The following is a 10972-nucleotide window of genomic DNA, read 5'->3' on the forward strand; positions in this document are numbered from 1 at the left end:
CGGGAAGGTTGTGGCGTGGCGCTGATCGAGCTGGATCTGGACGCCCCACCCGATCGGCTCGCCGGGCGCGGCGCCCCGCCCCCGTGGCGTTACCGGCATCTCGGCCTGGCCGTGGCGGTGCTCCTGCTGCTGGCCGCGGCCGGCGCGTCCCCGGCCGGCGGCACCTTCTGGCGGCCGCTCGGGCTGATCCCGGCACCGGCCGGCGCCGAGTCCACGATCCAGATCGCCGGCGGCCGGGTGTTCACCATCGTGCTCGCCGGGCAGAGCCGCACCCTCACCGCGTGGGACCCGCAGCCGTCCCCGCACCGGCTGTGGAGCGCCGAGGTGCCGATCAGCGCCACCTTCGACCCGGCGAAGGGCGTGTTCGGGCCGATCCGGGTGCAGCGGATCGGCGGCCTGCTGCTGGTCGGCGCCGGACTGTCCAGCACGATCCTCGATCCGGACACCGGGGCGATCCGGTGGACCACCCCGAACCGGATCACCCCGGTGCCGGGTGGCCTGGCCGTTCTCACCGACCGGATCTTCCGGCCCGGCACCCTCTACGACCAGGAGTCCGGCGACCCGGGGATGCTCTACTTCTCGGCCGACGGGCAGCCGCATGTGGAGCCGCCGGTCCGGACCGAGGTGCGCGGCCTCGACCTGGCCACCGGCGAGGTGCTGTGGACCGCCACGCCCGGTGGCTCGGTGACCGCCGAGGCGGCCCCCGGTGACGGCCCGCCGGCCGTCCTGATCACCGCCTCCGACCGGCTGAGCCTGCGCGACGCCCGGACCGGTGCGGTGCTGCGCGAGACCGGGCTGCCCGAGGAGGCCGGCGCCGGGCCGGGCACCAGCGACGTGCTCGACGACGTGGCCCTGATCGGCTATCCGGAGGCCGGGCTCCAGGTGGGGTACGACGTACGGACCCTGGACCGGCTCTGGACCCGTGACCTGCACACCGAAGGGGAACCGGACAACTGCGCGGGTTTGCTCTGCACCGGCGGCGACCGCGAGGTCAGCGTGCTGGACCGGCGGACCGGCCGGGCCCTCTGGTCGGCGCCGGCCACCGCCGAGCTGGCGTCCCGGACCGGTTCGGTGCTGATGAGCGGCCCGGACCCGGACGGGCCGGAGAGGCTCGTCGACGCCCGGACCGGGGCGCCCCGCGCCGACCTGTCCGGCTGGACCGGCGAGGTGGAGGGCTTCGACACGCACGCCCTGCTGCTGTGGCGGGCCGAGAAGGACGGCGGCCGGGCGTTCGGGGCGGTGCTGCCCGGGGCCACCGAGGTGCGGTACCTCGGGACGGCCGACGGGCTGGGCGGGGACTGCGGGGGCGACGATCGATACGTAGTCTGTCGGGATGTCCGGGGTCTGCGGGTCTGGGCCTACCGGATCTGAGTCCGGCACCGGTGCACATGGGGGCGGTAGTTGCGGGATGCCCTGATCGATCTCGGCGAGGTGCCGTCCGGGGAACCGGCGTCCGCGCTGCCACGGCCGCCGCTGCCGTCGTACCGCTGGATCCTCGGTCTTCTGGCGGTCGTGCTCGCCGCGCTGCTCGGCGGCGCCGGACCACCGCCGCCGTCGTCCGGCCCGGTGGTCCTCCCGATCGAACTGGGTGACCGGTTCCAGGTCGCCGGCGACCGGCTCTACGTCGCCGGGCTGGCCGGGCCGATCGGCACGGTGATGCGGACCTACGTCATCCGGACCTACCAGCTGCCCGAGGTGACGCCGCTCGGCGAATTCCGGGCCACCGTGCCCGGGGACATCTACACCTTCTCCGCCATCGGTGACGACGTGCTGCTCGTGGCCTACAACGACATGCAGCTGGCCCGGTCCGGCCTGCTGGCGTCACGTGTGGGTGGCGGCGAGCCGCTGTGGGAGCGGCCGGCATCGCTGTACGGCATCGATCAGGACACCGGCCTGGTGCTGATCGAGGACGACGCCGAACCGGACCGGTCGATCTGGCGTGCCCTCGACTCGCGGACCGGGGCCGTGCGCTGGTCGCTCGACCAGCCGGGCAGCAGCGGCCAGGTGACGCTGTCGACCGGCGCCTACTGGGAGGGTTACCCGGCGCGGCTCTTCTCGGTGCGCGACGACGGGCTGATCGAGGTGCGGGACGGGCACACCGGCGCGGTCACCGCAACCGCCCGGCTCCCGCGGCCACCGGGTGAGGGCTTCGTGCTCTGGGCGACGGCCGGGCTCCTGGTGGCCGGGTACGGCGCTGAGGAGACGATCGCCTACGACGAGGTGACCATGGCCGAACGCTGGCGGCGGACCGGGGAGGTGCTGTCGGAGGGCGGGTATCCGCAGGACTGCGGGCCGATGATCTGCCTGATCAGCTTCCCGAACGGGCTCAGCGTCGTCGACCCGGCCGACGGCCGCGAGGTGGCGAACGTCGACGGGTACGACGCGACCGAGGTGATCGACGGCCGGGTGCTGGTCTCCCAGGCCAGCCAGACCGCGCCGGTCCTGGCCGTGCTGGACCCGCGAACCGGACGGACCACGGCTGCCGGGCCGTGGGTCAGCGGCGGTCCCGGCCCGAGACCCGGCACCGCCTGGGTCTACCGGCACCAGGCGGTCGGATACGCCCTCAGGTACGGGATCCTCGACGTCACGACCGGCCGGGTGTGGATCCGCGGGCAGGCCGAACGGATCGCCGGGGACTGTCAGTTCTCGGCGAACGCGCTGGTCTGCCGGCAGCTGGATTCGTCGATCGCGATCTGGCGCCTCTGACGTAACCTGCACCTACGAGTGTGGAGGTCGCGGTGCGGGTGCTGGTGGTGGAAGACGAACGGGACATGGCCGACGCCATTGTCCGGGGGTTGCGCCGCAAGGGGATGGCGGTGGACGTCGCCTACGACGGCCTCGATGGGCACGAGATGGCGTATGTCACCCGGTACGACGTGGTCGTGCTCGACCGGGACCTGCCGGGCATGCACGGCGACGAGATCTGCGCCGCCCTGGTCGAGTCGGGCGCGCTGACCCGGGTGCTGATGCTGACCGCCAGCTCCTCGGTCGAGGACAAGGTGGAGGGCCTGGAGCTGGGCGCCGACGACTACCTGGCCAAGCCGTTCGACTTCAAGGAGCTGGTGGCCCGGGTGCAGGCACTGGGCCGGCGGGCCACCCCGGTCGCGCCGCCGGTGCTGAGCGTCGGCAACCTGGTGCTGGACCAGTCGCGCCGGGTGGCGACCCGGGGTGGGGTGACGCTGGAGCTCACCAACAAGGAGTTCTGCGTCCTCGAGGAGCTGCTCAAGGCCAAGGGCGGTGTGGTGTCCAGCGAGGAGCTGCTGGAACGGGTCTGGGACGCCAACACCGACCCGTTCACCACGACGGTCCGGGTGACCATCAACACGCTGCGCAAGAAGATCGGCGATCCGCCGCTGATCGAGACCGTGGTCGGCGCCGGCTACCGGGTGCCCGAGCCGGTCGTGGCCTCGTGACCGTCTACCCCGGACTCCGTAGTCGCGGCCTGCGGTTCGACGTGCGGCCCACGCTGCGGCTGCGGCTCACCCTGCTCAACGGGATCCTGCTGGTCGGCGCCGGTGCGGTGCTGGTGCTGCTGGCCTGGCTGCTGGTCAGCGAGTCGCTGCACCCGGTCGACGAGCTGCGCGAGGGCTCGGTGGTGACGCTGCGGGACGGGACCTCGGTCGAGGCGATGGCCTGGCAGGACGACATGGTCGCGCAGGCCTCCCGGGAGCTGCTGATCAAGGGGTTCAGCGCGCTGGCCGCCGTCGGCATCGTCGGGATCGCGCTGGCCTACGCGGTGACCGGCCGGGCGCTGCGCCCGCTGCGGGACGTCACCCAGACCGCCCAGCGGCTCGGTGAGGAGACGCTCGACCAGCGGATCCGGTACTCCGGCGCGGACGGTGAGGTGGCCGAGCTGGCCCGCACGTTCGACGCGATGCTCGATCGGCTGGCGGCCGCGTTCGAGTCGCAGAAACGGTTCGTGGCGAACGCGTCGCACGAGCTGCGGACCCCGCTCGCGGTGATGCGGACCGAGATCGACGTGACGCTCAGCGACGACGAGGCCGATGTGGCCGAGTTCCGGCGGATGGCCAAGGTGGTCCGCAACGCCTCGGAGCGGGCCAACGGCCTGGTCGACGCGCTGCTCGTGCTGGCCCGGTCGGAGGCGCAGTCCGGCCGCCGGCTGGTCCGCAAGGTGCCCGCCGACCTGTCGCTGAGCGTGCAGAACGCGCTGTCCGCGGTGAAGGCCGAGGCGGAGCGGCTGAAACTGGAGGTCACCACCGAGCTCGGGCCGGCCCCGGTGGTCGGCGACCCGAGCCTGCTGGACCGGCTGGCCGGCAACCTCATCGAGAACGCGATCCGTTACAACCACCTGCTGGGCCGGCTGTGGCTGCGGACCGAGTCGTCGGGCGGCCGGGCCATGCTGATCGTCGGCAACACCGGTTACGAGGTCGAGCCGGCCGACGTGCCGGGGCTGTTCGAGCCGTTCCGGCGGGGCGGCTGGGAACGTACCGGATCGAGGGGTTCGGGGTTGGGGCTGTCGATCGTGCGGGCGGTCTGTGACGCGCACGGCGGCACGGTCCGCGCGGTGGCCCAGGAGGGCGGCGGGCTGGAGGTCACGGTGACCCTGCCGGCCGCCGACACGACGCCTGTGGTGGCCGGGTCGGCGAGCGTTCCCCGCGCCCGGAACTGAAAGCAAACCTGCCTTCAAGCAGCACCGTTACGGGGCAATGCATCGAGGCATCGGAATGTATAGTGATCGCTAACAACGTGCTCATGGGGGCCTCGGCGTTATTCACGAGGGGAACAGTTGTATGCGAATCACGAACACCAGGGTCAGCCGGTCGATGGCTCGGATGGCCACCGTCGCCATGCTCGCCACCGGCGGCATCGGCATCGCCGCCGCGCCGGCCTTCGCCTTCCCGTCGGGGTGCTCCACCCCGGACATCGTCGAGGACGGTGTGAAGGTCGGGGCCTACAGCAGGTGCACCGGGGGCACCGGCTCGCACCAGATCACCATCGCCTGTAAGGGCATCGCCGGGGTGAACTGGTTCACCGGTCCCTGGAAGAAGGTCGGGTCGATCTCCTCCCGGGAGTGCCCGCTCGGCACCAGCCTGTACTCGAAGTTCAACACGCTGTCCAGCACCTGATCGACGCTTGACGGGGCTGCTCCGGTGCGTCCGGGGCAGCCCCGCTGCGTACCCGGGATCAGTTGGTCTTGGTCTTCGTCTCGATCTCGGCGCGCACCTTCGGGAACTCGGCCTGCACGTCCGGGGCCTTCTTGAAGAACCACATGACCATGCCCACGCTGCCCTCGTCGGCCCAGCCGCAGACCGCCACGTCGATGCCGGAGACCGAGCTGGTGCCGCACTTCGCGACCCCGCCCAGCGTGCCGGTGTCGGCCGCGGTCAGACCGCTGACCGGGGCGTCCTTGCCGAACGTGTCGAACGAGGCGTCCAGCTCCTTCTGCGGGTTCGCGATCAGGGCCTTGGTGGCCAGGGCGGCGACCATGTCCTCCTTGTTCGGGTCGCCGTAGATGGCGCCGAACGAGCTCTCCGCCCCGGGGTAGGCGGACAGGCTCTTCTCCATGTCCGCGGTGATCGCGGCGAACTCCTGGCTCTCCAGTTTCGGCCGGCCGCCGAGCGTCGCCGGCTCGGTGATGGTGACCGCCGCGAGGTCGTCGACCGCGTTCTTGCCGACCAGGTAGAGCGCGGTGAACCCGCCGATGCAGAGGACCGCGACGATGCCCAGCGAGATCAGGACGATCGGCAGGACCCGCGACTTGCGCGGAGGCGGCATCGGCGCCGGCGGGAAACCCCCGAAACCGGGCGGCGGCGGGGGCGCGCCGAACGGCTGCTGCGGGGGCGGCTGCTGCCCGAACTGCGGTGGGGGCTGCTGCCCGTACGGGGGCGGCTGCTGGCCGTACGGCGGCGGCTGCTGGCCGTATTGGGGCTCACCGGAGTGAGGAGGGTACGTCATCGATGCTCCAGAGCTTGTGTGTCGGAGGATCGTACCGGCGAAGCCGTCGCCGCGATGACCGCTGACCGGGTGAAAACGAGAAGCCCCCGCACCTTTGCCGAGGTGCGGGGGCACTCATTTGTGCACCATCTGCGTCAGGCGCGGAGGTTCGCCACCCCGTCGGCCAGGAACCGCTTGCCGGTCACCTTCTCCGCGGTGCCGCTGCGGTCCAGGTACGGCGTGACGCCACCCAGGTGGAACGGGTACCCGGCGCCGAGGATCATGCACAGGTCGATGTCCTGCGCCTCCGCGACCACACCCTCGTCGAGCATGATCCGGATCTCCTCGGCCAGGCCGTCGAGCGCCTTCTGGCGTACCTCGTCGGCGGTCAGCGGGGCGTCGCCGACCTCGAGGAGCGCCACGACCTCGGGGTTGATCTCCTTGTCGACCATCACCGGCAGCTTGGCGTCGACGATCCGCTTGAGGTTCGCGGAGTCCACGTACCGGTCCGGGAACGCGGCGTGCAGGGTCTCGCCCACGTGGTACGCCACGGCCGGGCCGACCAGCTGGAGCAGGGCGATCGGGCGCATCGGCAGGCCCAGCGGGTCCATCGCCACGTTCACCACGTCCAGCGGGGTGCCCGCGTCGACGGCCTGGAAGATCTCGCTGGTGACCCGGGTCAGCAGGCGGTTGACCACGAACGCCGGGGCGTCCTTGACCAGCACCGACGACTTCTTCAGGGTCTTGCCGACCTCGAACGCGGTGGCCAGCGTGGCGTCGTCGGTCTTCTCGCCCCGGATGATCTCCAGGAGCGGGAGCACCGCGACCGGGTTGAAGAAGTGGAAGCCGACGACCCGCTCGGGGTGCTCGAGGTCGGCCGCCATCTCGCTGATCGACAGCGAACTGGTGTTGGTCGCGAGGATCGCCTCAGGCTTGACGATCTTCTCGAACTCGGCCCAGATCTGCTTCTTCAGGTCGAGGTTCTCGAAGACCGCCTCGATCACGAAGTCGGCGTCGGCGAAGACGGACTTGTCGACCGAGCCGCTGACCAGCAGGCGCAGCTTGGCGGCGGTGCCCTCGTCCATCCGGCGCTTCGACACCAGCTTGTCGATCTCGGCGTGCACGTAGCCCACGCCCTTGTCGACCCGCTCCTGGTCGAGGTCGGTGAGGACCACCGGCACCTGGAGGCGGCGCAGGAACAGCAGAGCCAGCTGCGAGGCCATCAGGCCGGCGCCGATGATGCCGACCTTGGTGACCTTGCGGGCCAGCGACTTGTCCGGCACGCCGACCGGGCGCTTGGCCCGGCGCTGCACCAGGTCGAACGAGTACAGGCTGGCCCGCGCCTCGTCGCCCATGATCAGGTCGGCGAGGGCCTCGGTCTCGGCCGCCGTGCCGTCCTCGAAGGACGCGGTCTTGGCCAGGGCCAGCAGCTCGAGCGCCTTGTTGGCGGACGGGACCGCGCCGTGCAGCTTCTCGTCCAGCACCGCCTTGGCGAATTCCAGGACGCCGTCCCAGTCCTTGCGCTCGATCTCCGGGCGCTCGACCGTGATGTCACCCTTGACCACACTCGCCGCCCAGGCCAGCGAGTCCTCCAGGAAGTCGGCCGCCTCGAACAGCGCGTCCGCGACACCCCACTCCTTGGCCTGCTTCGGGCGCAGCGTCTTCTGGGTCAGCGGGTTCTGCAGGATGACCGTGGCCGCGTTGATGATGCCGATCAGGTTCGGCAGGATCTGCGAGCCGCCCCAGCCGGGGATCAGGCCGATCGCGACCTCGGGCAGCGCCAGGGCCGCCGCGCCGGTGGAGACGGTCCGGTAGTGGGCGTGCAGCGCCACCTCGAGACCGCCACCCATGGCCGCGCCGTTGATGAACGCGAAGGTCGGGATCTCGCTGTTCCGCAGCCGCGCGAACACCCGGTGGCCCAGCTCGCCGAGCGCCACCGCCTGCTCACGGGAGTTGATCAGCGGCATGCCGGTGATGTCGGCGCCGACACAGAAGATGTACGGCTTGCCGGTCACCGCGATGAACGCCGGGTCCGCCGCGGTGGCCGTGGTGATCGCCTCGTCCAGCGAGTTGAGGCCGCCCGGGCCGAAGCTGTTCGGCTTCTTGTAGTCGAAGCCGTTGTCGAGGGTGATCAGCGCCGCCGGCTTGGCCAGCCCCGGCACCTGCACCAGGCGGACGATCGCCTTGGTGACTACCTCGTTCGGGTTCTCGATCACTTGGCCGCGCCTTCCCAGTACGGGTTCTCCCAGATGGTGGTGCCGCCCATGCCGATGCCGATGCACATGGCGTTGATGCCGTAGCGCACGTCGGGGCGCTCGGCGAACTGCCGGGCCAGCTGCGTCATCAGGCGGATCGCCGAGGACGCGAGCGGGTGGCCGATGGCGATCGCGCCACCCCACGGGTTGACCCGCGGGTCGTCGTCGGCGATGCCGTAGTGGTCGAGGAAGGCGAGCACCTGGATCGCGAAGGCCTCGTTCAGCTCGAACAGGCCGATGTCGTCGATGGTGAGGCCGGCCTTCTTCAGCGCCTTCTCGGTCGACGGGATCGGGCCGTAACCCATGACCTCCGGCTCGACACCGACGAACGCGTAGGACACCAGCCGCATCGCGACCGGCAGGCCCAGCTCACGGGCGGTCGCCTCGTCGGCCAGGATCGCCGCGGTGGCGCCGTCGTTCAGACCCGCGGCGTTACCGGCGGTGACCCGGCCGTGCGGGCGGAACGGGGTCTTCAGGGTGGCCAGCTTCTCCAGCGACGTCTGGCGCGGGGCCTCGTCGACGGTGGCCAGACCCCAGCCCAGCTCGGCCGAGCGGATCGCGACCGGCACCAGGTCCGGCTGGATCTTGCCATCGGCGTACGCCTTGGCGGTCTTGATCTGGGAGTTGAGGCCGTACGCGTCGGCCCGCTCCTTGGTGATGTGCGGCAGGCGGTCGTGCAGGTTCTCCGCGGTCGAGCCCATCACCAGGGCGGACGGGTCGACCAGCTTCTCGGCCAGGATCCGCGGGTTGGGGTCGACGCCCTCACCCATCGGGTGCCGGCCCATGTGCTCGACGCCACCGGCGATGGCGATGTCATACGCGCCCATCGCGATGCCGCCGGCGACATTGGTCACGGCGGTCATGGCGCCCGCGCACATCCGGTCGACGGAGTAGCCGGGGGTGGTCTTCGGCAGGCCGGAGAGGAGCGCGGCGGTACGGCCGAGCGTCAGGCCCTGGTCGCCGATCTGGGTGGTGGCCGCGATCGCGACCTCCTCCACCTTCTCGGGCGGGAGGTTGGGATTCCGCTTGAGCAGTTCGCGCATGCAGCGGATCACCAGGTCGTCGGCGCGGGTCTCGGCATACATGCCGCCCGCCTTGCCGAACGGGGTGCGGACGCCGTCGACGAAGACGACCTCGCGTACTTCACGGGGCACAGCAAGCCTCCTTGCGGGCGTGAACCCAAATGTGTCGGCAATGCTACTCGCCAGTAACTAGTAGCGGCCAGGGGCTCCGAGAAAAGGTCACATTCGCGGGCCGTACGTCATCATCGACCCGGCAAACCAGGACTGAACGGAAAATCGAGGACCAGCCGAACCGGTGTGTGAAGTCACCGGACGAGGGACCGTGTAAGGCCCGTGAGCACCGATAAGATCCATCGACTTCACGATTTCTGGAGCGTCGATGACGTACCCGCCGCACCACGGTGAGCACAACCCCGCCGGTTGGGGGCCGCCGCCTTACGGGCAGCAGCCCGATCCCACCCGGCCTTACCCGGCGCCGCCGCCGCCCGCATACGACCCCAATCAGCCGTACGGCGCGGTCCCGCAGTACGGCGCTTTCCCTCCGCCGCCGCAGCCGCCGCGCAAGTCGAAGAACACGCCCATCGTGATCAGCGTCGTGGCGCTCTTCCTGGTGCTCTGCGTCGGTGTCGTCACCTCGCTCTACCTGATCGGCAAGAACGCCTCCGACGCCGAGGACGCGGTGAACGCCTCGGGTGACAAGCGCACCGAGACCACCGCCGAGCCCGCGATCGACCCGACCACGCAGGCGCCCAAGGCCACCATCAAGATCACCGAGCCGGCCAAGCTCGGCGGGCGCCCCAAGCTCACCGGCGAGGAGTTCGACGACATCACCGAGGAGTTCCGGGCCGAGATCGCCTCCGACCCGACCGCCGGTGACTCGTTCGGAGCGTTCTACGGCGACCCGGCCAAGGAGAACATCGTCATCGCGGTCGCCGTCGAGACCGAGGTGCCGCTGCCCGGGGTGGCGCTCGGCGGGATCTTCACCGGCATCGGCGGCGGCGGGCTCGAGGTCACCAACCTGACCGACGCCGCCACCGGCAAGTACGGCGGCGCCGCCAAGTGCGGTGACGCCGACGGTGACGGTGTGCCGGTGGCCATCTGCAGCTGGGCCGACGAGGGCAGCATCGGCATGATCATGTGGCACTCCAAGAAGGCCAAGCAGATCAAGGCCGAGTTCCCGAAACTGCGCGCCCAGATCGAAACCCGGAGCTGACGCGATCTCGCGAGGTCGCGCCGTCCTGGCGGCGATGATCTTGCGGGGTTGTGCCGCTGCGGAGTCTTCTGCGCAGCAACCTCAGCTTGAGAGGGGGCAGCCTCAGGCGGATGGCATCCCGTCTGCGGGCAACGTCTCCGCTGGCAAGGCCTCGACCGCAACGTCTCCTTCGTCGCGACGTCTCTGTTGGCAGCGCCTTGGTCGCAACGTCTCCTCGGCTGCGTCGTCTTTGTCGGCGGCGTCTCGGCTGCGACGTCTCCTCGGCTGCGACGTCTCTGCCGGTATCGTCTCGGCCGCAATGTCTCCTCGGCTGCGTCGTCTCTGCCGGTATCGTCTCGGCCGCGACGTCTCCTCGGCTGCGTCGTCTCTGTCGGCCGTGCCTCGGTCGCAACGTTTCTGTCGGCAGCGCCTCGGTCGCAACGTCTCCTCGGTCGTAGCGCCTTCGCTTCCGCCGCCTCCGGATCGCCGCCCGCGGATCTTGCACGACTTTCCGGCTCTCCGGGTGGATGTGTGGGTTAGGTGCGGCCTGGTAGGTCGATGTTGTAGCCGCCGAGGTGGAGTTTGGCGAGGGCGATGAGGGCGTGGGT

Annotated in this window: 9 protein-coding genes; 6 read left to right on the forward strand and 3 right to left on the reverse strand. The window is 70.6% G+C overall.

Annotated features, from left to right (window positions below):
- Positions 1 to 15: 15 nt before the first annotated feature.
- The 5 genes from AB0E94_RS09985 (at position 16) to AB0E94_RS10005 (ending at position 5087) form a co-directional block, all read left to right on the forward strand.
- Entirely contained in the window at positions 16 to 1371 is a 1356-nt protein-coding gene (locus AB0E94_RS09985) for a PQQ-binding-like beta-propeller repeat protein (RefSeq protein ID WP_360324532.1), read from the forward strand.
- A 30-nt stretch (positions 1372 to 1401) separates the two neighbouring features.
- Positions 1402 to 2706 (forward strand): hypothetical protein, encoded by a 1305-nt coding sequence (locus AB0E94_RS09990; RefSeq protein WP_360324534.1) that lies wholly within the window; start codon positions 1402 to 1404, stop codon positions 2704 to 2706.
- Positions 2707 to 2738: 32 nt separating this feature from the next.
- Positions 2739 to 3413 (forward strand): response regulator transcription factor, encoded by a 675-nt coding sequence (locus tag AB0E94_RS09995; RefSeq protein ID WP_360324536.1) that lies wholly within the window; start codon positions 2739 to 2741, stop codon positions 3411 to 3413.
- Positions 3410 to 4630 carry a HAMP domain-containing sensor histidine kinase gene (locus tag AB0E94_RS10000; RefSeq protein ID WP_360324538.1) on the forward strand — a complete coding sequence of 407 codons (1221 nt, stop codon included), beginning with the start codon at positions 3410 to 3412 and terminating at the stop codon, positions 4628 to 4630. The genes AB0E94_RS09995 and AB0E94_RS10000 overlap by 4 nt, the downstream gene beginning before the upstream one ends.
- Before the next feature lie 121 nt (positions 4631 to 4751).
- The gene (locus tag AB0E94_RS10005; protein WP_360324540.1) at positions 4752 to 5087 is read left to right on the forward strand and encodes a hypothetical protein; all 336 of its coding nucleotides are present in this window, start codon (positions 4752 to 4754) and stop codon (positions 5085 to 5087) included.
- Between the two features lie 58 nt (positions 5088 to 5145).
- Here the strand turns inward: AB0E94_RS10005 and AB0E94_RS10010 are convergent, their stop codons facing one another.
- From AB0E94_RS10010 to AB0E94_RS10020, 3 genes are all read right to left on the reverse strand, one after another.
- A complete protein-coding gene (locus AB0E94_RS10010) occupies positions 5146 to 5916 on the reverse strand; it encodes a hypothetical protein (RefSeq protein ID WP_360324542.1) in 771 nt (256 codons plus the stop codon).
- Between the two features lie 134 nt (positions 5917 to 6050).
- Entirely contained in the window at positions 6051 to 8111 is a 2061-nt protein-coding gene (locus AB0E94_RS10015; protein ID WP_360324544.1) for a 3-hydroxyacyl-CoA dehydrogenase NAD-binding domain-containing protein, read from the reverse strand.
- On the reverse strand, positions 8108 to 9304 hold the full coding sequence (locus tag AB0E94_RS10020) for a thiolase family protein (protein ID WP_360324546.1): 1197 nt from the start codon (positions 9302 to 9304) through the stop codon (positions 8108 to 8110). The genes AB0E94_RS10015 and AB0E94_RS10020 overlap by 4 nt, the downstream gene beginning before the upstream one ends.
- A 247-nt stretch (positions 9305 to 9551) precedes the next feature.
- Here AB0E94_RS10020 and AB0E94_RS10025 point away from each other — a divergent pair, with 247 nt between their 5' ends.
- A complete protein-coding gene (locus tag AB0E94_RS10025; RefSeq protein WP_360324548.1) occupies positions 9552 to 10385 on the forward strand; it encodes a hypothetical protein in 834 nt (277 codons plus the stop codon).
- Positions 10386 to 10972: the final 587 nt, after the last annotated feature.

Source organism: Actinoplanes sp. NPDC026670 (assembly GCF_040638175.1).
GTDB lineage: Bacteria > Actinomycetota > Actinomycetes > Mycobacteriales > Micromonosporaceae > Actinoplanes.